General features: G+C 64.8%; 23 protein-coding genes. 9 read left to right on the top strand and 14 right to left on the bottom strand.

The window, feature by feature from the left end:
- Nucleotides 1–183 precede the first annotated feature (183 nt).
- Both HYH07_RS04800 and HYH07_RS04795 read right to left on the bottom strand, forming a co-directional pair.
- Nucleotides 184–861, bottom strand: a complete 678-nt coding sequence (locus tag HYH07_RS04800) for an isoprenylcysteine carboxylmethyltransferase family protein (protein WP_220001386.1) — start codon at nucleotides 859–861, stop codon at nucleotides 184–186.
- Complete coding sequence (locus HYH07_RS04795; protein WP_220001385.1) at nucleotides 861–1115, bottom strand: DUF2933 domain-containing protein; 255 nt, start codon at nucleotides 1113–1115, stop codon at nucleotides 861–863. The genes HYH07_RS04800 and HYH07_RS04795 overlap by 1 nt, the downstream gene beginning before the upstream one ends.
- Before the next feature lie 245 nt (nucleotides 1116–1360).
- On the opposite strand from HYH07_RS04795, the gene HYH07_RS04790 reads away from it, so the two are divergent.
- Nucleotides 1361–1651, top strand: coding sequence for a hypothetical protein (locus HYH07_RS04790; RefSeq protein WP_220001384.1), 291 nt, complete (start codon nucleotides 1361–1363; stop codon nucleotides 1649–1651).
- Between the two features lie 157 nt (nucleotides 1652–1808).
- On the opposite strand, the gene HYH07_RS04785 is transcribed toward HYH07_RS04790, so the two are convergent.
- Both HYH07_RS04785 and HYH07_RS04780 read right to left on the bottom strand, forming a co-directional pair.
- Complete coding sequence (locus HYH07_RS04785) at nucleotides 1809–2066, bottom strand: DUF3551 domain-containing protein (protein ID WP_220001511.1); 258 nt, start codon at nucleotides 2064–2066, stop codon at nucleotides 1809–1811.
- A gap of 63 nt (nucleotides 2067–2129) precedes the next feature.
- Nucleotides 2130–2354 (bottom strand): DUF3551 domain-containing protein, encoded by a 225-nt coding sequence (locus HYH07_RS04780; protein ID WP_249781108.1) that lies wholly within the window; start codon nucleotides 2352–2354, stop codon nucleotides 2130–2132.
- A gap of 25 nt (nucleotides 2355–2379) precedes the next feature.
- Here HYH07_RS04780 and HYH07_RS04775 point away from each other — a divergent pair, with 25 nt between their 5' ends.
- Nucleotides 2380–2574 (top strand): hypothetical protein, encoded by a 195-nt coding sequence (locus HYH07_RS04775; protein WP_220001382.1) that lies wholly within the window; start codon nucleotides 2380–2382, stop codon nucleotides 2572–2574.
- Nucleotides 2575–3016: 442 nt separating this feature from the next.
- On the opposite strand, the gene HYH07_RS04770 is transcribed toward HYH07_RS04775, so the two are convergent.
- The 5 genes from HYH07_RS04770 to plsY all read right to left on the bottom strand — a co-directional run bounded on the left by HYH07_RS04770 (nucleotide 3017) and on the right by plsY (nucleotide 7089).
- Nucleotides 3017–3433, bottom strand: a complete 417-nt coding sequence (locus HYH07_RS04770) for an SRPBCC family protein (protein WP_220001381.1) — start codon at nucleotides 3431–3433, stop codon at nucleotides 3017–3019.
- Nucleotides 3434–3634: 201 nt separating this feature from the next.
- Nucleotides 3635–4159, bottom strand: a complete 525-nt coding sequence (locus tag HYH07_RS04765; RefSeq protein WP_228749238.1) for a hypothetical protein — start codon at nucleotides 4157–4159, stop codon at nucleotides 3635–3637.
- Between the two features lie 185 nt (nucleotides 4160–4344).
- Complete coding sequence (locus tag HYH07_RS04760; protein WP_228749237.1) at nucleotides 4345–5109, bottom strand: tetratricopeptide repeat protein; 765 nt, start codon at nucleotides 5107–5109, stop codon at nucleotides 4345–4347.
- 81 nt (nucleotides 5110–5190) lie between these two features.
- Complete coding sequence (locus HYH07_RS04755) at nucleotides 5191–6222, bottom strand: alpha/beta hydrolase (protein ID WP_312016637.1); 1032 nt, start codon at nucleotides 6220–6222, stop codon at nucleotides 5191–5193.
- A 198-nt stretch (nucleotides 6223–6420) separates the two neighbouring features.
- Nucleotides 6421–7089: a glycerol-3-phosphate 1-O-acyltransferase PlsY gene (gene plsY / locus HYH07_RS04750; protein ID WP_220001380.1), complete on the bottom strand. Its 669-nt coding sequence runs from the start codon at nucleotides 7087–7089 to the stop codon at nucleotides 6421–6423.
- Between the two features lie 148 nt (nucleotides 7090–7237).
- On the opposite strand from plsY, the gene HYH07_RS04745 reads away from it, so the two are divergent.
- Complete coding sequence (locus HYH07_RS04745) at nucleotides 7238–8389, top strand: acyl-CoA dehydrogenase family protein (protein WP_220001379.1); 1152 nt, start codon at nucleotides 7238–7240, stop codon at nucleotides 8387–8389.
- A gap of 419 nt (nucleotides 8390–8808) precedes the next feature.
- Here HYH07_RS04745 and HYH07_RS04740 read toward each other — a convergent pair whose 3' ends face one another.
- Complete coding sequence (locus HYH07_RS04740) at nucleotides 8809–10890, bottom strand: EAL domain-containing protein (protein ID WP_312016641.1); 2082 nt, start codon at nucleotides 10888–10890, stop codon at nucleotides 8809–8811.
- Nucleotides 10891–11419: 529 nt separating this feature from the next.
- Between HYH07_RS04740 and mepA the strand changes: the two genes are divergently transcribed.
- The 4 genes from mepA (at nucleotide 11420) to modC (ending at nucleotide 14782) form a co-directional block, all read left to right on the top strand.
- On the top strand, nucleotides 11420–12379 hold the full coding sequence (mepA, locus tag HYH07_RS04735) for a penicillin-insensitive murein endopeptidase (RefSeq protein WP_220001378.1): 960 nt from the start codon (nucleotides 11420–11422) through the stop codon (nucleotides 12377–12379).
- Nucleotides 12380–12628: 249 nt separating this feature from the next.
- The gene (gene modA / locus HYH07_RS04730; protein WP_220001377.1) at nucleotides 12629–13408 is read left to right on the top strand and encodes a molybdate ABC transporter substrate-binding protein; all 780 of its coding nucleotides are present in this window, start codon (nucleotides 12629–12631) and stop codon (nucleotides 13406–13408) included.
- 13 nt (nucleotides 13409–13421) lie between these two features.
- Nucleotides 13422–14117, top strand: coding sequence for a molybdate ABC transporter permease subunit (modB, locus tag HYH07_RS04725; RefSeq protein WP_220001376.1), 696 nt, complete (start codon nucleotides 13422–13424; stop codon nucleotides 14115–14117).
- 2 nt (nucleotides 14118–14119) lie between these two features.
- Nucleotides 14120–14782: a molybdenum ABC transporter ATP-binding protein gene (gene modC, locus HYH07_RS04720; protein WP_220001375.1), complete on the top strand. Its 663-nt coding sequence runs from the start codon at nucleotides 14120–14122 to the stop codon at nucleotides 14780–14782.
- A gap of 143 nt (nucleotides 14783–14925) precedes the next feature.
- Here the strand turns inward: modC and HYH07_RS04715 are convergent, their stop codons facing one another.
- Entirely contained in the window at nucleotides 14926–15186 is a 261-nt protein-coding gene (locus HYH07_RS04715) for a PepSY domain-containing protein (protein WP_220001374.1), read from the bottom strand.
- Between the two features lie 347 nt (nucleotides 15187–15533).
- A complete protein-coding gene (locus HYH07_RS04710; RefSeq protein ID WP_220001373.1) occupies nucleotides 15534–17327 on the bottom strand; it encodes a potassium/proton antiporter in 1794 nt (597 codons plus the stop codon).
- A gap of 198 nt (nucleotides 17328–17525) precedes the next feature.
- On the opposite strand from HYH07_RS04710, the gene HYH07_RS04705 reads away from it, so the two are divergent.
- Both HYH07_RS04705 and map read left to right on the top strand, forming a co-directional pair.
- Nucleotides 17526–18842 (top strand): mechanosensitive ion channel family protein, encoded by a 1317-nt coding sequence (locus HYH07_RS04705; protein ID WP_220001372.1) that lies wholly within the window; start codon nucleotides 17526–17528, stop codon nucleotides 18840–18842.
- A gap of 174 nt (nucleotides 18843–19016) precedes the next feature.
- Nucleotides 19017–19835: a type I methionyl aminopeptidase gene (map, locus tag HYH07_RS04700; RefSeq protein ID WP_220001371.1), complete on the top strand. Its 819-nt coding sequence runs from the start codon at nucleotides 19017–19019 to the stop codon at nucleotides 19833–19835.
- Nucleotides 19836–19855: 20 nt separating this feature from the next.
- Here the strand turns inward: map and HYH07_RS04695 are convergent, their stop codons facing one another.
- Together HYH07_RS04695 and HYH07_RS04690 are read right to left on the bottom strand one after the other, a co-directional pair.
- Complete coding sequence (locus HYH07_RS04695; protein WP_220001507.1) at nucleotides 19856–20692, bottom strand: sigma-70 family RNA polymerase sigma factor; 837 nt, start codon at nucleotides 20690–20692, stop codon at nucleotides 19856–19858.
- Between the two features lie 143 nt (nucleotides 20693–20835).
- Nucleotides 20836–21276, bottom strand: a complete 441-nt coding sequence (locus HYH07_RS04690; protein ID WP_220001370.1) for an antibiotic biosynthesis monooxygenase — start codon at nucleotides 21274–21276, stop codon at nucleotides 20836–20838.
- Between the last annotated feature and the right edge of the window lie 251 nt (nucleotides 21277–21527).

The raw sequence follows: 21527 nt of genomic DNA, 5'->3' as shown, positions 1-21527 counted from the left end.
GATGGCTCATTCGCGACGTCGGGCCTCGCCAGCCGTATCTCCTTCGTCGTCGCGGACAAGCGTCAGCGCAGATCCGGGACGACGGCAGCCCGTATGATGGGTTGAGCTCTTGCGAAACCCATCGCCCTTGCGAGAGAACGCCGTATCCGGGCCCAACGCCTTGCGCATCGTCGCCGCCCTGGCTCAGCCGTGGTGAAGGCTGCTGCCTGAGGAGCCCGGACCAGGGATCCGGCTCAGGCGCGGTATGAAGCCCGGAACTTCGGCAGCGTAGCGCGCATAGGCCTCGCCGAACTCGGTCCTTGCCTCGCGCTCCTCGCCTCTCGCGAGCTTCACATACATGATGGTCAGCACCGGAAACATCGCCAGGGTCAGAATCGTCGGCCATTGCAGCAGGAAGCCGAACATCACCAGTACGAAGCCGACATATTGCGGATGCCTGATGTAGCTGTAAGGGCCTGACGTGGCGAGGCTGCGGGTCTGCTGCGCCTCGTACAGCACGCTCCAGGCGGCCGAGATCAGGATGAAACCGGCAGCGATGAAGACGTAGCTGAGAACGTGAAACGGCCCAGCGTGCGGATTGGTCTTCCAGCCGAACATCATCTCGAGCAGGTGGCCGGCGTCATGCGAGAACCAGTCCACATCGGGAAAGCGCGACTGCAGCCAGCCCGACAGGAAGTAGATGGTGAGCGGAAAGCCGTACATTTCCACGAACAGCGCCACCAGGAACGCGCTGAAGGCGCCAAAGGAGCGCCAGTCGCGCGAGGTCTGCGGCTTGAAGAAACTGTAGGCGAACAGGATGAAGACCGCCGAATTGACGATGACGAGGCTCCAGAGGCCGTAGGCGGGTGCGGCATCGTGCATCACACGCCCCTCGAATCGTTTTGCCTGCTACCGCCGTGATGATGGCCGTGTCCGCCGTGCATGAAGAAGTGCATCAGAGGACAGGCGAGGAGCGGCAGCCAGACGAACAGCCCGAGCACGTGTGCCCTGTGCTCGGTGAACAGGAGCACGCCGGCGATGATCAGGAAGCCTATCAGCACGATGCCGGCCTTGGCTTTGGTCGACATGCCTTCTTGGTGGCGCTCTCGGTTGTCGGAATGGTCCTGCACCGACATAGCTATGCTCCTGTGATTGCCGGAGCTTAGCGGCGCGGTTGTCTTCATTGTTGATGCACGTCAAGCCTTCGGCAAAGGCCCCCTTGCCCCGCCGAGGAATTTCACACGACGGTCAACAGGCCCGCTTCCGCATCCGGGCAAGCTCGAGACAGGCCAGGGCAAGCCCCAAAGCCGGGGCCGTATGCACGCATCGTTAACCGGTGCGCCATCACGATCGGATCCTGCGATTTTCATCGGGATCGAGCATGCATACGCTCGCCATGGCCGTTGCATACGGGCTCTACCTCGTCATCGTGATCGGAGCGATAGGGCTCGCGATCATTGCCGTGTTCTGGCTCCCCGATCGCCTGCTGGGATTTCGGAGAGTCGAGGGGATCGTGGTGGTCCCCCTGGCGACGATCGCGATCTGGCTGCTCTTGTCCTATGGAGCGGTGCCACTGCCCGGCATCCTGATCATCAGTCCGCACAAGCTTCTGGCAGGCCTGGCACTCGCCTGCGGATTGGTCTGGTGCTTTGCCGAAGACAATTGGCTGTGAGGTCGAGAGCTCACGAGATCGGGTGAGCGCTTGCGAAACCCGTCAACCTGGCGAGAGAACGCCGCATCCAGACCCTTGCCGGGGCTGAAGCTCGATGAGTTTCGCGAAAAGCTCAACCCATCCTTCATACTACGCGCTGCTGCCACCGCAACCGCAGCTAGCGGGGACGCGGAAGGCGGACCGGCTCGGGCGCCCGTTCCTGCACATAGGGGTTCGTCAAGCACATGGCGGAAAGGCCTGAAGCCGCCGCCTTGCACTGCTCCCACGAACTATATTGGCATGAAATATAGGTGCCGCCGCCCCACTCCCATGTCTGCAGGCAGACCGGATAATTGCCGTTGAACCGTTGAGCTGAGGCCGGCGTGGGCGCAGACATTGCGACCCAGGCCAGGAGAAGAAGGAGAACCGCGCGCATCATGTGACTCCGGGGATTTTCGAATCCGGCTTGCAGCAGCGGACTGCCGAGCGCTTGCCGGGCTTACTGTGATCTCTGCATCCGACGCGGAGGCGGAGGCGGCGCCGGCTGCCTGAACCTCACACGCGGGTTGATATCGCAATAGAGGTTCCATCGTCCGGATGCCGAGGCCAGGCACTGCTCTCGCGTCTCATACATGCAGTCGCCGGAATAGCCGAGTTCTCCGCCCATGACGCACCAGGGATAATCACGGTCAGCGCGCGCTGCGGAAGAAAGCCCCGCCACCATGACAACAACCAGAATGGCGATTCGCATGAGATCCTCCATCTTGTCAGCCGAACCGCGCCGCAAAATGCTGGACCCTGGCAACGTCGCCGGTCGGCTGAACATGGCTTACGAATTGTTCCCCGAAAGGGCAAGCACCAATCCTGCAGCGCACGACATCGTGCCTTATCTGTCACGAGGGATCACCATCGGTTTAGGAACGTCCTCACGCGGCTTCGGTTGACCGGCACAACCTCAAACGGAGTTGAACGATGCGAAAGACAATTTTCTCGCTGACCATGTGCGCGCTGCTTGCCGGAGCGTCGATCGGTTTCGCCCACGCGCAGGCAGGCGGCAGCGGCGCTGGCGGAGCGGGTGGCGGAGCAGGTGCTGGCGCTGGTGCTGGAACAGGCGGTGCCGGTGTGGGGACCGGAGCAGCCGGCTCCTCGGCGGGTACCGGATCGAGCGGCGGCACAACCGGCATGGGCGGCAGCGCTGGCACCGGAAGCACTGGCGGGGCCGCATCGGCAGGCGGCAGCAATGGCGGTCAGGGAGGAGGTCCCCAGGCCCTTCGTCCAGGCAGAGCCAAAGATCCGACCCGTCGCTGACGCTATCGCCCTGTCACCTGATACGGAAAGAGGCTGCTGAGCCCCGCTCGGCAGCCTCTGTTTTGTTAACTCGGCGCCTTACGACGCCTTCTGCTTCGCCTCGACATATCGTGCAAAGTTGTCGAGAATCGCCTGCCAGCCGGCTTGCTGCTGCTCGACCGAATGGGTGGTTTCGCCATCGAAGGCGACGCGGACGACAACGCCTCTGGGGCCCGGCACGAAATCGACCTCGGCCTTGCGATCGCCGAAGGCATATTCGATCCGCTTGTGCTCGAGGATCTTCGTGTAGGTGCCGGCGAAGTCGAAACCCATGCTGCCGTCCTTGGCTTCCATGCGGGACGAGAACAGGCCGCCTTCGCGCAAATCGACCGTCGCCCTGGTCGTATGCCAATCGTCCGACGCGGCGTTCCACTTCACGATGTCGGCAGGCGTCGTGTAGGCACGCCAGACCTGATCGATGGGGGCGGCGACGCTGGTTTCGACGGTGATTCTCATGGGTTATTGCTCCAGTTCGATATGTGACGGCGCGAGGGTGACGACATCGCGGCCCGTGCGCGTGATTGGTTGACAGCACTTCCGCGGCGTGTCCACCCAAGGACGGTCGAGACCCGCCCATGCCGACATGGTCGCGCCGTCAATGCGATAAAAAATGGAAAGCTGACGCCGGGGACGACCGGCCTGCTTGCGGCCGGCGTGTCAGCAGACCTTCTGGAAGCGCGCGCGCCAGCGCGACGCCTTGACTGGCGGCAGCACGTAGCTCTTGCCTTCCGCCGAAACCGTCAGCGGCTGGCCGGAGCTTAGGAGATCCAGGAATTGAGTTTCCAGCTCGCCCCAGACGTCCTCGCTGAGGTCGGGATGGCCGAGATCGGCCTGGTTGAACCACGAGGTGCCAGGCGGGAAGTTGTCGGGGGCGGCGTAGGTGAAGCCGGCAAAATCCATCTGGGTCTTGCCGTTGCCGATCGTGATCGTGGCCCCGGTGTGATCCTGCTTCGGTGCCTGCCCCGGATAGACCGCATCGAGCTCGTAATGCGTGCCGCAGCCGAAGCGAAACACCGTCTTGTGGTGCGTATCGTTAAAGGTGAGCCATGGCCGGTCGTAGCGGTCCATCTCGAGCGTCCATGCGCCGCGCAAGCTGTCCTTCGACGGGCCGCCGGCGGCCATTGCGGCAGACGATCCGAGCCACGACAGGGCGAGGACAAGTCCGAGCAGTCTTGCAATCATCGTCAGGCTAACCTCTCAACGCGAGCCGCGATGGTCCTCACAGCAAAGGCGCATCGCCGGGACCTGTTCAGATCGCCCCTGTCTTGCCCCGAATGGCCATCGATCGCTTGATGACTTGCTGCGCGTCGGCGTAGCGGCCCTGATCCTTGTAGAGATCGGCCAAATTCTCCAGCACGTCGGCAATGTCAGCGCCCGTAGAGTGCGGCCAGATTGTTCTGCGCCTGCGCGATATCGGGGTGATCGGGCCCATACGCTTTCTCCGTTACCGCCATCGCGCGCTTGAGCAGCCGCTCGGCCTCGGCATAGCGATGCCGGTGGATATAGGCGTCGGCGAGATTGCTCATCAGCACCGTGGCTTCGGGATCGTCCGGACCGTGCGCCTTCTCGAGCACGGCGAGCCCGCGCTTGAACAGCGGCACGGCCTGGTCGTAGCGGTGCTGATTGCTGTAGACGGCGGCGAGGTTGCTCAGCGCCAGCACGATGGAGGGATCGTTGGGACCGCGCGCCTTCTCGCCGATCGCGAGCGACCGCTTCAGCAGCGGCTCCGCATCGGCGTAGCGCGCTTCCACGCGGTAGAGCTCGCCGAGATTGTTCAGCACCATCGCGACCTCGGGATCGTCAGGGCCGAGCGTCTTCTCCCGGATCGCCAGCGAGCGCTTGTACAGCAGCTCGGCGACCGGATATTGACCGAGATTGTAGTGAATGGTGCCGAGGTCATTGAGCGGCATCGCGACGTGGGCATCGTCGGCGCCGAATTCCTTCTCGCGCAGGGCCAGCGCCTTCTGGGCGAGCGGCAGCGCCTCGGTGTATTTGCCGGCCCGATAAAGCTCTTTCATCTGCCGGGTGAGCGTGCCGGCCTCATCCTCGCTGGCATGAGAGATCGCGCCCAGCGACAAGCTCAGCGCGAGGGCGGTCACCGCAACACGGATCGATGCTTTCAGGACCTTCATGGCGCGTTCCTCGCCGCTGATGTCAGGGACTTCAGTGGCTTTGGTGCGCCTGGAGGCCGGCCAGGTTCAATGTGGGCGGGATCAAGTGAAGAAGTTGCGCAGCTTTTCGATCACCAGCTCCGGCGCCTCCTCGGGCAGATAGTGGCCGCAAGGCAGGCTTTCGCCGCTGATATCCACGGCCTTTTCGCGCCAGGTCTGGCGCACGTCGTAGGTCGATCCGACGACGCCCTTTTCGCCCCACAGCGCGAGCAAGGGGCACATGATCCGCTTGTCCGCATCGGCCGCGTCGTGGACCAGATCGATGCCGGCGGCGGCGCGGTAATCCTCGCAGACGGCGTGAAGCGTCTCAGCCGTATAGCATCGGCGGTATTCCGCGAGGGCGAGCGGATCGATCGCGCCCGGCGTCTTGTTCTGCTTGTTGATGTGCGCCTGCAGATAGAAGTCGAGATTGTTGCCGATCAGCGTTTCCGGCAGCGGCGCCGGCTGGCTCAGGAAGAACCACCACATGTAGCGCATGGCAAAATCCTTGGTCACCTTGGCGTACATCGTCGCGGTCGGCGCGATGTCGAGCACCGCAGCCCTGGTCACGGCGGCGGGATGATCCAGCAGCAGGCGGTGCAGGACGCGTCCGCCGCGGTCGTGACCTGCCGCGAAGAAGCGCTCGAAGCCGAGCGCGCGCATCACCTCGACCTGGTCGCGCGCCATCTCGCGCTTGGAATAGGCGATGCTGTCCTTGCCGCCGTCGGGCTTGCTGGAATCGCCGTAGCCCCTGATATCAGTGAGCACGACCGTAAAGCGCTCGGCAAGTTTTGGCGCGACCTTGTGCCAGCACACCAGCGTTTGCGGATGGCCGTGCAGCAGCAACAGTGGCGCGCCATCGCCCTTCACGAAAGTATTGATCTCCGCGCCACTGGTCTTGATGCGGCTGCGGCGAAAACCGGGCAGCAGTTTTTCGATCTGATCGGTGGCCACGGACGTCTTCTCCTCGGCGAACGCGGGCAGATTTAGCATCGTCGAACCAATCGCGCCTGTGGTCGTCGCCGCGAGCGACACCAGGCGGCGCCGGGTCATCCCAGCATCGGACAAATGGTCTGCCTGCTCATTGTCGAACATGTTGCGTTCCCCCGGACGGAATTCGGCTCTTTCCGCGAAGGTGCCGGCCCACCTGGCGAAAATCCAATGTCAGGTCGAAATATGATTATGCACGGCTTGCATAAGCGACCCGGTGGTGCAGCTTGCGGGGCGCCGGACGAATTGCCGATGCCGATCCCGGCAAATTCACTGGCACGCTGCAGGCGGTGAATCAGGCGCTCACGACACCGGGCTGCTTTGCCCCAGCCGCGGCTCCGTGCCCGCGAGCAGCCGCTGAATATTGGCGCGATGGCGGATGATCACATAGAGGCTGCCCGCGATCACCAGCAGGCGATAAGGCAGTGGGTGCGGCAGGCTGCAGACGAGGATGACGGCCGTCACCGCCGCCAGCATCGAGCTCAAGGAGACGATCCGCGCCAGCACCAGCGCGATGACGAAGACTGCCGCCGCGCCGAGGCCCACCGGCCACAACATCGCCAGCGCCACGCCAAGACCGGTCGCCGCCGATTTGCCGCCGGTGAAATTCAGCCAGATCGAGCGGCCGTGGCCGAGCAGCGCGGCAATGCCGGCAAGGCTCACCGCCCAAGGCACCCAGGCTTGCAGTTCGGCCGCGATCGGCGGAGTCGGAGACAGCACGCCATACAGCCAGGGACAGAACCTGCGAGCCACGAAGATCGCCGCCACGCCCTTCAGCACGTCGATGACCAGGACCGCCAGGGCGGGCCACTTGCCGAGCGTCCGCAGCACATTCGTCGCGCCGGTCGATCCGGAGCCGTGCTCGCGGATATCGATGCCGCTGAGCAGTTTGCCCGCGAGATAGCCCGTGGGTATCGAGCCGAGCAGATAGGCGATCACCAATCCGGCTGCGCCTGCGATCCAGAAAGCCATCGATACGTGTCCAATGTCCGCGACAGCATGTTATCGCGGACTTCGCCCGATCGCCATCATCCCCTCGCGCTCCACCTTGATCCCTCCCGCCGAATAGACCACCATCGCGTTTCACCGCTCACGGCAGAATGGGCGAGGAAACGCAGACATGGATGGAACTGCCGGATCCGATCTCGTCGCGCGGGCGCGGGCGATTGCGCCGCTGATTGCTGACGAAGCAGAGGAGATCGAGCGTACACGGCGGCTGACGCCTAATGTCGTCAAGGCGCTGATCGAAAACGGGCTCTATCGCGCGCTGCTGCCGCGGAGCCTGGGCGGATCGGAAGCAGCGCCCGAGATCTTCATGCAGATGCTCGAGGAGGTCGCCAAGGCCGACGCCTCCACGGCCTGGTGTCTCGGCCAAAATTGCGTCTGCGCGATGATCGCCGCCGCGCTCGACCACGATAGCGCGCACGAGATCTTCAACACCGCATCAGGCATCCTCGCCTGGGGCGCGGTGGCGCATGAGGCGCGCGCGGTCGAAGGCGGCTACCGCGTCACAGGTCGGTGGGATTTTGCCTCGGGCTCGCGGCAGGCGAGCTGGCTCGGCGCGCATGTCCGCATCGTCAATGCCGATGGCACGCCGCGGAAAAATACCGATGGGTCGCCGGAGCAGCGCACCGTCCTCTTTCCGCTTGCGAGCGCGGTGCTGCACGATGTCTGGCAGGCGATCGGCCTCGCCGGCACCGGCACCGATTGCTACGAGGTGAAAGACCTCTTCATCCCCGATCGCTTCGCCGTGTTCCGCGATGTGCGGGAAGCCTTGCGCGAGCCGGGCCCGCTCTACCGGCTGCCGACCGGCTCGACCTTCAGCCTCGGCTTTGCAGCGGTCTCGCTCGGCGTCGCGCGCGCGACGCTGGATGCGGCGATCGCGCTGGCGCGCGGCAAGCACCCGTCACTGGCCGCACACGCGATGCGCGACAACCAGGCGGTCCAGGGCCTGGTCGGCCGCACCGAAGGCGACCTGCGCGCCGCACGCGCCTATCTCTACTCCACAGCGCATGCGATGTGGCGCGATCTCTCCGTCTCAGGCGTCTTCAGCGCAGCGCATCGCAGCGCTATCAGGCTCGCCGCGACATGGACCATTCATCAGTCGGCAAAAGTGGTCGACACCGCCTATCGCATGGCCGGCGCCACCGCCGTGTTCCGCAGCAATCCGTTCGAGCGGCGGTTTCGCGACATGCACGCCATCACCCAGCAAATCCAGGCGCGCGATACGCATTATGAGGATGTGGGCAAGGTGATTCTCGCCGGCGGCTGAGAAGCCGCCACTTCGTCCGCCACGACCCGCAGCAGCACATCCTTCGAACGGCGATGCCAGCAGAAAGTTGCGTCCCTCGACGAGGCGTAGCCCGGCCGGGTGCGAATGTGCCGGGGGCGGCTACTATGGCGGCGGCTACGGCTATGTCGACGATTCCTGCCTGCCCTCCGGCCCCTACTCCGGGTATTAGACGCGAAGCTCGCGAACGTGAGATGCAGACGCCAACCCGCGCTGACGCTGCGCTCCCTCCCCCGCTTGCGGGGGAGGGTTGGGGAGAGGGTGTCTCCCTCGCGAGAACCCCCAAGAGGAGAAAGCCCTCACCCGCGCCTTCGGCGCGACCTCTCCCGCAGGCGGGAGAGGTTAGCCGAGAGAGCCGCGCGTCCCTTACATTGGAGAATCATGATGAATCGCGCTTTGGATCACGCCACCAGCGCAGCGTCTCCGCCGTCGATGCCGCGCTGCGCCGCGAGCAGGCTGATGATCTCGACGTTCGGCCGGGCCTTGCTGAACAGAAAACCCTGGCCCTCGTCGCACCCCTCGGCGCGGAGACAGCTCAGCTCGGCTTCGGTCTCGACGCCTTCGGCGGTGATGGTGACACCAAGACCTTTGCCGAGGCTGACGATGGAGCGGATGATCGCCTGTGCCTCGCGATTGGCACCGAGATCGCGCACGAAGGACTGGTCGATCTTGATCTTGTCGAACGGGAAGCTGCGCAAATAGCTGAGGCTGGAATAGCCGGTACCGAAATCGTCCATCGAGATGCGCACGCCGAGCGCACGCAGCGCATGCAGCGTCGCCAGCACCTGCGCGCTCTTCTCCAGCAGCAACGTCTCGGTGATCTCGAGCTCGAGCCGGCGCGGCGGCAGGCCGGAATGCTTCAGCGCGTCCGTCACCACCGACAGCAGATTGCCGCTGCGAAACTGCAACGGCGACAAATTGACGGCGACGCGGACGTCGTCCGGCCAGGTCGCGGCATCGAGGCAGGCGCGGCGCAGCATCAGGCCGCCGAGCGGATTGATCAGCCCGGTCTCTTCAGCGACCGGAATGAACTCGGCCGGCGAGACCATGCCGCGCTCGGCATGCGGCCAGCGCACCAAAGCCTCGAAGCCGGTGATGCGGCCGCTCTGGAGATCGATCAGCGGCTGATAATAGGGGCGCAGCACGTCGTTCTGGATGGCATCGCGCAGCTCGACCTCGATCTTGCGGCGACTCTGCGCCCTGGCATCGAGCGCGGCCTCGAAGAAGGCGAAGCTGCCGCGCGAATCCTGCTTGGCGCGCGACAGCGCCATGCCGGCGCTCTTGAGCAGCTTTTCGGACTCGTCGCCGTCGCCGGGCGCCATCGCGATGCCGATGGAGGCGCCGATCACCACGGAATGGCCGTCGAGCAAATAGGGATCGGCGATGGCCTCGAGCAGCCGCTTGGCGAGGCCCACCGCGTCCTCGGGCCGAGCCAAGCCGCTCTGCGCGATCGCGAACTCGTCGGAATTGAGCCGTGCCAGCGCGTCTTCCTCGCGCAAGGTCGAGCGCAGCCGCTTGGCGACGCCGCGCAACAGCTTGTCGCCGATCGCGTGCCCCAGCGAGTCGTTGACCGACTTGAAATTGTCGAGCCCGAGCATCAGCACCGCGACCTTCTCGGAGCTGCGGCGGGTGTGCAGCAGCATCTCGTCCATGGTCTGGCGCAGCAGATTGCGGTTCGGCAGGCCGGTCAGGGCATCATGCTGGGCCATGAAGGCAAGCCGCGCCTCGGCGCGTTTGCGCTCGGTGATGTCCATCAGCGCCAGCAGCACCGCGGGCCGGTCGGCATAGGTCAATTCGCGGGAATAGATCGCAAGGTCGATCAGCGCACCGTCGGCCTTGACGTGCTTCCAGATGCGCGCGGCCTGCTCGTCGCCGGACCGGTCGGTGGTCCAGGGCGGCTCGCTGTCGAAGGCCTGCAGCGAGCGGATCTTCAGCCGCTCGAACTCGGCGCGGCTGTAGCCGTAATGCGCGATCGCGGCGTCATTGACGCCGAGGATGCGCTCGTCGTCCAGCGCGCAGACGATCATGGGGACGGGATTGCCGTCGAACAGCAGGCGGAACGAGGCCTCGCGCTGCTTCAATTCGGTGATGTCGACGCGCAGGCCGACCACGCCGCCGTCATCGGTGCGGCGTTCCTCGATCAGGATGACGCGGCCGTCGGACAACGTCTGCTCATGACGCTTGCCGGGCTCGTAGAGCTTCTTCAGCCGTGCGGCGATCCACTCCTCCTCGTGGCCGGCCGCTTCCGGATAGTCGCCGCGGGCGACGCCGACGCGCAGCGTGTCCTCCAGACGCGCGCCTTCCTGGAACAGATCGGCGGTCTTGCTGTAGATCTCGGCGTACTGCTTGTTCCAGAGAACGTAGCGGCCTTCGGGATCGAGGATGACGATGCCTTGCGGCAGGAGATCGACGGCCTGGCGCAGCCGATCGTGCGACCTGCGGGCTTCCGCGATGGCGGCTTCAGCTTCCGCGCGGCTCTGCATGAGCAGATCGCGTTCGATCAGCGGACGATTCGCGCGCGCAAAGCGCGGCTTGCGCGGCTGTCCCGCGACCACGCCCTGCTTTCGCTTCTTTGTTTTTTTGGACCCCAAACTCAACTTCACACGCCTTAACCGCGCCCAGCGGCCGCAACTCTTGCTCCAAGTATCTGAAAGAAAAGTAATCCTGGCGAGCGGCGGCACCGACAAGCGGGCCGAGCGTCGGACCATTTTGCCCGTTTGCGAGGCGCGAGAAGCCTCATCAGGCGCGTCGAACCTGCTTCCGCGTCGCGATCGGCGAGAGAGGAGGCGCGAAAAAGCGCAGTCTCCATGAATCAATTCCGGAACAGACGCCGCTTGCATGCAGGCGGCACGCGCATCTCGTTCCGCGCACGAATTTTGGTCAATGCAGGATAGAGTTATCGCACCGTTAAAGAACGGCCGGCACGGGGATGATCGGCGGAAAATTAAATGTCGTGTCGGGCGCATCGCCGCGTGCGGCATCGGCTCCGCAATGGGCTATAAGAGTGTCAAGATGAGTCCCCGCCGCATCATTCCCCTCCTGCTTGCGATGACGCTCCTCGTCATAAAAGTCCTGGCCGCTGGCGGCGCGCTCGCCCAGGACAAGGGCAGCGTGAACCCGAAGCCGCTGCCGCCGCTCGCCCATCCCAATGATCCCAAGATCGGCGCCAAGGAGCTGTTCGCGCGAAAACTGCTGCCCTCGAAAGGGCCGGCGCATGTGATCGGCTCCTACGTGAAGGGCTGCATCGGCGGCGCTGAGCAGATGCCGCTCAACGGCGACACCTGGCAGGTGATGCGGCTGTCGCGCAATCGCAACTACGGCCACCCCGACATGATCGCGCTGATCAAGCGCCTGGCGGCCAAGGCGCACAAGGATGCGGGCTGGCCGGGCATCTTGGTCGGCGATATCGGCCAGCCGCGCGGCGGGCCGGCGCTCTCAGGCCATGCCAGCCATCAGATCGGGCTGGACGCCGACATCTGGCTGACGCCGATGCCGGACCACCGGCTCTCGCGCGAGGAGCGCGAGGAGATGTCGGCGGTGATGATGGTGCGCGAGGATCGCCTCGACATCGATCCGAAAGTGTTCACATCAGGCCATGTGCTGGTGCTGCGCGATGCGGCGCAGGAGCCGGCGGTGCAGCGCATCTTCGTCAATCCAGCGATCAAGAAGGCGCTGTGTCGTGAAGCCAAGGGCGACCGCTCCTGGCTGTCGAAGATCCGGCCGTGGTGGGGCCACGACTATCACTTCCACATCCGCATGCGCTGCCCGGCCGGCGCCAGCGACTGCAAGGGCCAGCCGTCGCAATCCGAAGACGAGGGCTGCAAGCCCTCCGATCTCGCCTATTGGTTCAGCGAGGGCGTGCTGCATCCCAAGCCGCCGCCGGAGCCGCCGAAACCAAAGCCGCCGATGACCTTGGCGCAGATGCCGGCGGCCTGCAAAGCCGTGCTGCACGCGCCGGACGCGAAGCCGTAGGGGCAGGTGAGGTCTGGGAAGCGGCCGCCTCACCCACCGCCTTCGCCGGGACGACTCGTGGAAGGTCGAATCCCTTTCGCACCTTTGACCTCCGGCCTTAGCCTGCTATCCTCGCATCTGCGATATCCCCGCCGGCCGTAAGCCGTCGCGGGGGGACGTGGAACAGCGCTTCCGCCCGTCGCGATCCAACCACCCACCGCCAGATTTGCGCGTGCGTTTGCGCGCGCGGGCTCGCACGGAGCGCCATCGATGTATCGTATCGCCGGACTTTTCATTGCCTTCGTCATGCTCGCGGGCCTCGCGCCGGCCAGCGCCGAGGACAAGACCATCACGGTTTTCGCCGCCGCCTCGATGAAGAACGCGCTCGACGAGGTCGATGCCGCCTACACCGCCAAGACCGGCATCAAATTCAGCGTCAGCTACGCTGCGAGCTCGGTGCTGGCAAAACAGATCGAGCAGGGCGCGCCGGCCGACGTGTTCGTCTCGGCTGATACCGACTGGATGGACTATGCCGTCGCCAAGAAGACCATCAACGCGCCTTCCAGAGTCAACCTGCTCGGCAACAGCATCGTGCTGATCGCACCAAAGGATGCCAGGATCGCCAACGTCACGATCGCGCAAGGTTTTGATCTCGCAACACTCGCCGGCGACGGCAGGATCGCGACCGGCGACGTCAAGTCGGTGCCAGCAGGCAAATACGCCAAGGCCGCACTGGAGAAGCTGGGCGCCTGGCAGGCTGCCGAACCGAAATTCGCGATGGCCGAGAGCGTGCGCGCCGCGCTGACGCTGGTGGCGCGCGGTGAAGCCAATCTCGGCATCGTCTATTCCACCGACGCCAAGGTCGAGCCCGGCGTCAAGATCGTCGGCACCTTCCCGGCGGATTCGCATCCGGCGATCATCTATCCTGTCGCGGCGACCAGCACCGCAAAGCCCGAAACCAACGACTATCTCGCTTTCCTGCGTACGTCGGCGGCCAAGTCCATTCTGGAAAAATACGGCTTTAAATTCCTGATCAGCCCCACGACCTGATTTCAAGCACTTGATGCTCGACATCTCTCCCGCTGAATGGACGGCGATCCTGCTCTCGCTCAGGGTCGCCATCATCGCGACGCTGGTGGCAACGCCATTCGGCATTGCGCTGGCGTGGCTGCTTGCCCGCCGCGATTTCTGGGGCAAGTCCGTGCTCGATGCGATCGTGCATCTGCCGCTGGTGCTGCCGCCCGTCGTCACCGGCTATTTGCTGCTGCTCACCTTCGGCCGCCGCGGCCTCGTCGGCAGCTTCCTCGCCGATCATCTCGGCATTGTCTTCGCGTTCCGCTGGACCGGAGCTGCGCTCGCCTGCGGCGTGATGTCGTTCCCGCTGCTGGTGCGGCCGATGCGGCTGTCGATCGAGGCGATCGACCGCAAGCTCGAGCAGGCCGCCGAGACGCTGGGCGCCGCGCCGTTCAAGGTGTTCTTCACGGTGACGCTGCCCTTGGCGCTGCCCGGCCTGCTCGCCGGCATGGTGCTGGGCTTTGCCAAGGCGATCGGCGAGTTCGGCGCCACCATCACCTTCGTCTCCAACATTCCCGGCGAAACCCAGACGATCTCGTCGGCGATCTATTCGCTGATCCAGACGCCCGATGGCGACGCGGCTGCAGGCCGACTGGTGATCGTCTCGATCGTGCTCGCGCTCGGCGCGCTCATCGGCGCCGAATGGTTCGCCCGCCGCGCTACCGCGCGCCTGCACGGAAATTGACCATGCTGCGCGTCGACGTCGAAAAACAGCTGGGCGAATTTTCGCTGCACGCGACCTTCGCCAGCGAGGGCCGCGTCACCGGCCTGTTCGGCGCGTCCGGCGCCGGCAAGACCTCGCTGATCAACATGGTCGCGGGCCTGCTGCGGCCCGACCGCGGCACCATCGTCATCGACGGCGAGACCGTCGACGACACCGCATCAGGCATTCATGTCCCGACTTGGCGCCGCCGCATCGGCTACGTCTTCCAGGATGCGCGGCTGTTTCCGCATCTCAACGTCGCGCAAAATCTCGACTATGGGAGACGGATGAACCGGCTCGCGCCCGATCCGGCGCAGCGTGGGCGTGTCGTCGAACTGCTCGACATCGGCGCGCTGCTTGATCGCCGTCCCGGAAAGCTGTCGGGGGGCGAACGCCAGCGCGTCGCGCTCGGCCGCGCGCTGCTGTCCAAGCCACGTTTGCTGCTGCTCGACGAGCCGCTCGGCGCGCTCGACGAGGCCCGCAAGCTCGAGATCCTGCCCTATCTGGTGCGACTGCGGGACGAAGCCAATGTCCCCATGGTCTATGTCAGCCATGACGTCGCCGAGCTGCGCCAGCTCGCGACGCAGATCGTCATGCTGAGACAGGGCCGCGTGACCTCGTTCGGCGGCGTGAAGGTGCTGACGTAGAGCGCGAGTAGGCTGACCCGATCACCGCAGTCATGCCCCGGCTTGACCGGGGCATCCAGTACGCCGCGGCTTCTCCGTATCCATGCACGGCCTCTGGAATACTGGATTGCCCGCTTTCGCGGGCAATGACAGCGAGAGTTTGTCTACCAGCCGCGATCGACGTTGCGCACATCGCCCGTTCGCGCGTCGACATCGACCTCCATCCAGCGGCCGCGGGAATCGCGGCCCTCAATCTGCCATTCATCGCCGAGGAAGTTCGTGTGCGAGATCGTCACGACGCCGATGTCGGTGGCGACATCGAGCGCGGCCTGCATCGAGATCTGATCGCCCGTGTCATAGGCCAGCGCCGGCGCCGCGGAGCCGAGTCCGATCGCGACGATGGCGGTCAGGATGAGTTTACGCATGGGTTGCTCCTGTCAGATGCGTTGACCGTTACGCGGCTAAACGGATAACGCCACGAGACGTTCCGGAACCCGGAGTCACGAAGCCGCGCAAATCATCGGCGGAAGCGGCGATTTCGTGGCGGTTCCTCGCATATCGGCGTCACCATTGGGGCAAGGTGCGTCAAAGATACCGTCATTGCGAGCGCAGCGAAGCAATCCAGAAATGCACCCGCGGAGATGGTCTGGATTGCTTCGTCGCAAGAGCTCCTCGCAATGACGAGTTCTTGGCTAGTTTCGCCTACCAAACTGCCGACCGGTGTAATGGGTCCTGGCTTTCGCCAGGACGACATTGAGGAAACAGGCGCGCCCTAAACCCCCGCCACCGACGACCAAATCTCCGCGAGCTTCTTCCGCAGCTCCTGACGCCGCGTCAGTGGGGCCGGCGTCTCGTCGTCTTCCGGCAGGCGCAGGCCGACGACATTGACGCGGCCGCCGGAAATGCTGCGTGCGACGAGCACGATGGTATCGAGCGCGAGCTCGGCGCCCTCCTTCGGCGCGCGGTCGAGATGGACGTCGAAATAATCGGCAAGCGTGAGCTTACCCTCGTCCTCGGTCACCTTCACGCCGTAGATCTCGGCGAGCTCGGCCAGCGTGTGCTCGCCCGACACCATGAAGTCGCCGAGCAGATGCGGATCGGGCGCCGTGCTCGGCTGCATGTCGACGAAGAAGCGGTCGAGCGCCTCGGCCCTTTCAGGCGGCGCCAGCAGGTAGATGTAGTCGCCGGGCGCGACCGGCTCGGCCTCCACGGGAGTCAGGATGTGCTCGTTGCGGATCACCAGCGTCGGCTTCGACCAGGACGGGATCAGGCCGCGGCGGAAATACAGGCTCTTCGGCCGCACCGGATAGCCGACGAGCTGCTGCTCGAGCTGGCCGGGCAGATCCAGCTCGATGCGGCGCGGCCCGCGCTCGGTGCGCGGCAGCGCCACGTGCAGTTTTCGCGCGGCCGGTGCCAAGGTCCAGCCTTGCAGCAGCAGCGAAATGATCACCACGACGAAGGCGACGTCGAAATAGAGATAGGCTTTTGACAGGCCGACCAGCATCGGGATCGATGCAAGGAAGATCGCGACCGCGCCGCGCAGGCCGGTCCAGGCGATGAAGATCTTTTCGCGCCAGTTGAAGCGGAATGGCGCCAGGCACACGAACACCGCGATCGGCCGCGCCACCAGCATCAGCACCAGCGCGATGGCAATCGCCGGCAGCACGCTGGAGCCCAGCCGGCTCGGCGAGACCAACAGGCCGAGCAGCACGAACATCACGATCTGCGCCAGCCAGGTCGCGGCATCCAGAAACGCCACCACCGAATTGTGCGCGCGTGTCGGCCGGTTGCCGATGATGATGCCGGCGAGATAGACGGCGAGGAAGCCCGAGGCGTGCATGATCTGCGAGCCGCCGAAGATCACGAGCGCGGCCGTGGTCACGAACGGCGCGTGCAGGCCCTGCGGCAGCGCGACCTTGTTGAGCCCGATGACGACGAGGCGCCCGCCGATCACGCCGACGACGGCGCCGAGCAACGCCTCCTGGACGAACTCCATCACCACATGGCCTGGCGTGCTCGAGCCCAGCGAGATGTATTCGACCAGCATGAGGGTCAGGAAGATCGCGAAGGGATCGTTGGTGCCGGATTCCGCTTCCAGCGTCGCACCGACGCGCGGGCGCAGGCGCAGGCCCTGGGTGTGCACCAGGAGGAACACCGCGGCCGCGTCGGTGGAGGCCACCACCGCCCCGACCAGCAGCGACTCCGCCCAGTTGAGGTCGAGCGCGAATTTCGCGAACGGCGCCGTGATCAGCGCGGTCAGCAGCACGCCGACGGTGGCGAGCACCACGGAGGGCGCGAGCACGGTGCGGATGCTGGCAAAGCGCGTTTTCAGGCCGCCGTCGAACAGGATCAGCGCCAGCGCCACCGAGCCGACCAGATAGGTGGTGCCGACATCGTTGAACTGGAGCTGGCCGGGGCCTGCATCGCCCGCCAGCATGCCGATCGCGAGAAAGACCAGCAGCAGCGGCGCGCCGAAGCGCAGCGCGAGCAGGCTCGACAGGATGCCGGCCATGACGAGGGCGGCGCCGAGCAGAATGGCGATGCTGAAAGAGTCGAGGGAAGCCATCCACCTTCCGGGTACAAATCGCTGGAATTGCATCCTTATCGTCGCCACACTCCTGCGCCAACCCATTTTCGCCCGCTCGCGGCAATCTGCCCTTATTTTGCGGCCTTAACGCGCTTCACATGCCGGTGTATCGATGGTCCGGCCGCTGCGGCGCCTTCGAATCAAATCCTTCCGCCTGCTTCCCGACGAGACCGCCTGATGGACATGGACCTCAAAGACCTCATGGAGTTCGTGCAGACGACTGCACGCAGCGTCGGAGCGGAGATCTCTTCGCCCTGGTTCTACCTGCAGTTCGGTCTGATCCTGGCGGCGGCCGGCATCGCCTATGCGGCGGATACCGGCGTTCACAACCGCGTCGACATGAGCTCGGTGACGATGCGCTGGCCGCTGCCGCTCCGGCACTTCGCCCGTGTGATGGTCGCGAGCGCCTCGACGGCGGTGTTCACCCTGCTGGTGATCATCTTCCGCGTGGTGATGTATCACGCGACCTGGCCGAGCCGCAGCTATCTCCTGATGGTCGCCGCCAAGCTGGGGCTCGCCTGGCTCGTGATCCGGCTCGTGACCTCGGTGCTGCGCAATGCCTTCTTCGTCAAGCTGGTGTCGGTTGCGGCCTGGTTCGTCGCGGCGCTGTCCATCCTCGGCCAGCTCGAGGCCACGGTCGACCTGCTCGATTCCTACGCCATCGTGCTCGGCGGTCTCAGGCTGACACCGCTGCTGCTGCTCAAGGCCGGCGCACTGCTGATCCTCGCGCTCTGGCTCACCAACATCGCCAGCAATTTCGCCGAGAGCAAGATCAACTCGACGACCGATTTGACGCCGTCGGTCCAGGTGCTGCTGATCAAGATCATCCGCATCGGGCTGCTTGCGGTCGCGATCGTGATCGCGCTCGGCACCGTCGGCATCGACCTCTCGGCGCTTGCGGTATTCTCCGGCGCGGTCGGCGTCGGTATCGGTATCGGCCTGCAAAAGATCGTCGCCAACTTCATCTCCGGCATCATCCTGCTCGCCGACAAATCGGTGAAGCCGGGCGACCTCGTCACCATCGGCGACAATACCGGGCGCATCAGCGCGATGAAGACGCGCTATATTTCCGTGGCCGCCGGGGACGGCCGCGAATTCCTGGTGCCGAACGAGGATCTGGTGACGCAGAAGGTCGTCAACTGGACCTACACCGACAAGAACACGCTGGTGAAGATCACCTTCGGCACCAATTACGACGCCGATCCGAAGCTGGTCTGCAAGCTGGCGATCGAGACCGCCTCGGCCCATCCGCGCGCACAAAAGGGCAAGCCGCCGAACTGCCTGCTGACCGAGTTCGCGGAGGCCGGCATGAAGTTCTCGCTGACGCTCTGGCTCGCGGATCCCGACGGCATGGATGCCGTCAAGAGCGACGTGATGCTGGCGCTGTGGGACGCTTTCAAGCGCGAGGGCATCCGGGTTCCCTACCCCGTCCGGGAAATCCGCGTCCGCGGCGGGGCGCTGCCGGTGGAAACCAGCGTAGAAGTCCCGAATTGAGACCGCTTTCGGCCGCATGGCCGGCGGAATTCTCGTTTTGGCGCGTTTTCTTCACGCGAACCGGTACCCACTTCGCTCGAAAACGCTCTGGCCAAGCTTGCACGAAATCCCGCAATCATTAAATTAGAGCCTCAAATCAAGCCCTTCCGCCGTATTCCAGAAGATAGCGACCGCATGAGCTACGTCGAAGCCACCGATACCTCGCTGCGCAAGACCGGACAGATCAAGTTGCATGGGCCGAACGCCTTTGCCGGCATGCGCAAGGCGGGGGCTTTGGTCGCAAAGTGCCTCGACGAGCTCACCGACATCGTCGGCCCGGGCGTGCCGACGGATCGCATCGACGAATTCGTCCGCGAGTTCGCCTTCAGCCATGGCGCCTATCCGGCGACGCTGATGTATCGCGGCTATCGCTACTCGACCTGCACCTCGCTCAACCACGTGGTCTGCCACGGCATGCCCGGCGACCGCCCGCTGAAGGAAGGCGACATCGTCAATATCGACGTCACCTTCATCGTCGACGGCTGGTACGGCGATTCCAGCCGGATGTACGCGGTCGGCCCGATCGCGCGCAAGGCCGAGCGGCTGATCGAGGTGACCTATGAGGCGATGATGCGCGGCATCGCCGCGGTGAAGCCCGGCGCCACCACCGGCGACATCGGCCACGCCATCCAGAGTTTCGTCGAGCCGCAGGGCATGAGCGTGGTGCGCGATTTCTGCGGCCACGGTCTCGGCCGCATGTTCCACGACGAGCCGAACATCATCCATATCGGCCGCCCGGGCGAAGGCGTGCAGCTCAAGCCCGGCATGTTCTTCACCATCGAGCCGATGATCAATCTCGGCAAGCCGCATGTGAAAATCCTGTCCGACGGCTGGACCGCCGTGACCCGCGATCGCTCGCTGTCGGCGCAGTTCGAGCACTCGGTCGGCGTCACCGCCACCGGCGTCGAGATCTTCACGCTGTCGGAACGGCACGGCGAGAAGCAGATCGGCTGATCTGCTTCCACCTCAACTCATCAGTCCAGCGTGATCAGCTCGGCGCCCTCGATCGCGTAAGTCGCGAACAGAAAATCCCTGATGTTGACGATGCTGCCGTTTTCCCAGTCGAGCAGGACGAAGTAGCGCGGCGGGCCTGACGGATCCTGCGGGTCGAACATGATGATCGCGGGGCGGCGGTCGACGAAGCCCGGGACGCAATGCCAGGGGCTGGTCTCGGCATAGCGGTGGAAATACTCGCTGACATCGCGGCGGCCGGCCCGGCGCGTCCGGTTGACCATCTCAAGCCGCACGTCGTCGGCCAGCATGTCGCGAAGAGAATCGAAATCGCGCGCGTTGAAGCGCTCGACATAGTGCATCAGGCGGGCGCGATCGGCGGCCGCCAGTTCAGGAGGCCCGACGTCGTCAGGCTCCGCCGCCAGTTCGCGCAGGCGAACGCGGCCGCGTTGCAGCGCGCCCTTGGTCGCCGCGACGCTGCCGCACATGATGTTGCAGACCTCATCGACGGAATAGCCGAGCACGTCGCGCAGGATCACCGCGCTGCGCTGCGTCACCGGCAGCCGCATGAAGGCCCCGAGGCTCGCGGTGACGCTCTCGCGTTCGGTCACGGGGCTGGTCAAAGCGGGGATCATGTCCAGATCGTCATCGGCGTGAGCAGCGTTGTAGCGGGCGCGCCAGCGCAGGAAATCCAGCGCCGCGTTATGGGCGATGCGAAACAGCCAGCCCTCCGGATTGTCCAGCGGCTCGGTCCGCGGCGCGGCCTCGAAGGCTTTGAGCAACGCGTCCTGAAGCACGTCCTCGCCGTCGATGACCGAGCCCGTCATGCGCGCGCAGTAGCGATGCAGCTGCGGCCGCATCTCCACGGCAAGGCGTTCGAGGGCCTGAAGGGCGGTCTGCCGGACCGCCCCCGTGCCATTGCCGGTCACATCGTCTGCCAAGCCGGACCTCCCGTCATCCGAATCCGTGATACGTCAATCGAGATCGCAGCGCCACACAGGGGTCAGGCATGATTGACCTCGACGACTTCGCACAGGATCGTCTCGGCCTTGGCGATCGCGGCGAGGCGCTGGATGTAAGGCGCGAATTCCGGGTCCTTGCGGAAATTCTCGATGTCCTGGGCGTTCCGCCATTGCGAGTAGTTGACGGCGCGGCCACCCTCCTTGCCGGCGTGGACGCTGGACGAGATGAAGCCGGGCTGCTTGCTGAAGAAGTTCTCGGTGCCCTCCTTCAGGAGCTCGACCAGCTTCTGCTGGTTACCAGGCTCGACCGTGAAGACGTTGACGAGGGTAGCGATGTCGCTGCCGGTGCGGATGGTGGCTTCCATGGTCGGACTCCTGGTCTGGCTGTGGGACGGGACGATTTTGGCGGCGAGCAGGGCGCCGGCACCGAGGCCGGTGGCAACGAGGGCTCGTCGCGACGGCGCGGGTTTGTTCTCTGGCATCGATGTTCTCCTTCGAAGACTGTGCTGGCCGCCCGGCGAGGCCCATACCGCTGAGACGAACGGGAGGTGAAAAGGAAACGGTCGAGGACAAATTTTTTCGCTCAGCTGCCCCTGCCCCCGGATGGCGGGCCTGGCGAGCCCACAGCCATCAAGACGAACGGGACTGGCCGCTGGAAACGGTGGCGTCGATTTTTTTGCAAAGCACCGGTGCCGGGGTTGACGTCAAGCCGCTGAAACCGCCGCAATTGGCG

This window comes from Bradyrhizobium sp. BR 10261 (assembly GCF_019455395.1).
In the GTDB taxonomy this organism is placed as follows: domain Bacteria; phylum Pseudomonadota; class Alphaproteobacteria; order Rhizobiales; family Xanthobacteraceae; genus Bradyrhizobium; species Bradyrhizobium manausense.
The sequence above is the reverse complement of the archived record's forward strand: the minus strand, read 5'-3'. Positions and strand labels throughout refer to the sequence as shown.

Bases quoted from the DNA above. Each gene is read 5' to 3' on its own strand.
- HYH07_RS04800 (WP_220001386.1), bottom strand. From the start codon at position 861: ATGCACGATGCCGCACCCGCCTACGGCCTCTGGAGCCTCGTCATCGTC.
- HYH07_RS04795 (WP_220001385.1), bottom strand. From the start codon at position 1,115: ATGTCGGTGCAGGACCATTCCGACAACCGAGAGCGCCACCAAGAAGGC.
- HYH07_RS04790 (WP_220001384.1), top strand. From the start codon at position 1,361: ATGCATACGCTCGCCATGGCCGTTGCATACGGGCTCTACCTCGTCATC.
- HYH07_RS04785 (WP_220001511.1), bottom strand. From the start codon at position 2,066: ATGCGCGCGGTTCTCCTTCTTCTCCTGGCCTGGGTCGCAATGTCTGCG.
- HYH07_RS04780 (WP_249781108.1), bottom strand. From the start codon at position 2,354: ATGGTGGCGGGGCTTTCTTCCGCAGCGCGCGCTGACCGTGATTATCCC.
- HYH07_RS04775 (WP_220001382.1), top strand. From the start codon at position 2,380: ATGAGATCCTCCATCTTGTCAGCCGAACCGCGCCGCAAAATGCTGGAC.
- HYH07_RS04770 (WP_220001381.1), bottom strand. From the start codon at position 3,433: ATGAGAATCACCGTCGAAACCAGCGTCGCCGCCCCCATCGATCAGGTC.
- HYH07_RS04765 (WP_228749238.1), bottom strand. From the start codon at position 4,159: ATGATTGCAAGACTGCTCGGACTTGTCCTCGCCCTGTCGTGGCTCGGA.
- HYH07_RS04760 (WP_228749237.1), bottom strand. From the start codon at position 5,109: ATGAAGGTCCTGAAAGCATCGATCCGTGTTGCGGTGACCGCCCTCGCG.
- HYH07_RS04755 (WP_312016637.1), bottom strand. From the start codon at position 6,222: ATGTTCGACAATGAGCAGGCAGACCATTTGTCCGATGCTGGGATGACC.
- plsY (WP_220001380.1), bottom strand. From the start codon at position 7,089: ATGGCTTTCTGGATCGCAGGCGCAGCCGGATTGGTGATCGCCTATCTG.
- HYH07_RS04745 (WP_220001379.1), top strand. From the start codon at position 7,238: ATGGATGGAACTGCCGGATCCGATCTCGTCGCGCGGGCGCGGGCGATT.
- HYH07_RS04740 (WP_312016641.1), bottom strand. From the start codon at position 10,890: ATGCAGAGCCGCGCGGAAGCTGAAGCCGCCATCGCGGAAGCCCGCAGG.
- mepA (WP_220001378.1), top strand. From the start codon at position 11,420: ATGAGTCCCCGCCGCATCATTCCCCTCCTGCTTGCGATGACGCTCCTC.
- modA (WP_220001377.1), top strand. From the start codon at position 12,629: ATGTATCGTATCGCCGGACTTTTCATTGCCTTCGTCATGCTCGCGGGC.
- modB (WP_220001376.1), top strand. From the start codon at position 13,422: ATGCTCGACATCTCTCCCGCTGAATGGACGGCGATCCTGCTCTCGCTC.
- modC (WP_220001375.1), top strand. From the start codon at position 14,120: ATGCTGCGCGTCGACGTCGAAAAACAGCTGGGCGAATTTTCGCTGCAC.
- HYH07_RS04715 (WP_220001374.1), bottom strand. From the start codon at position 15,186: ATGCGTAAACTCATCCTGACCGCCATCGTCGCGATCGGACTCGGCTCC.
- HYH07_RS04710 (WP_220001373.1), bottom strand. From the start codon at position 17,327: ATGGCTTCCCTCGACTCTTTCAGCATCGCCATTCTGCTCGGCGCCGCC.
- HYH07_RS04705 (WP_220001372.1), top strand. From the start codon at position 17,526: ATGGACATGGACCTCAAAGACCTCATGGAGTTCGTGCAGACGACTGCA.
- map (WP_220001371.1), top strand. From the start codon at position 19,017: ATGAGCTACGTCGAAGCCACCGATACCTCGCTGCGCAAGACCGGACAG.
- HYH07_RS04695 (WP_220001507.1), bottom strand. From the start codon at position 20,692: ATGCGGCCGCAGCTGCATCGCTACTGCGCGCGCATGACGGGCTCGGTC.
- HYH07_RS04690 (WP_220001370.1), bottom strand. From the start codon at position 21,276: ATGCCAGAGAACAAACCCGCGCCGTCGCGACGAGCCCTCGTTGCCACC.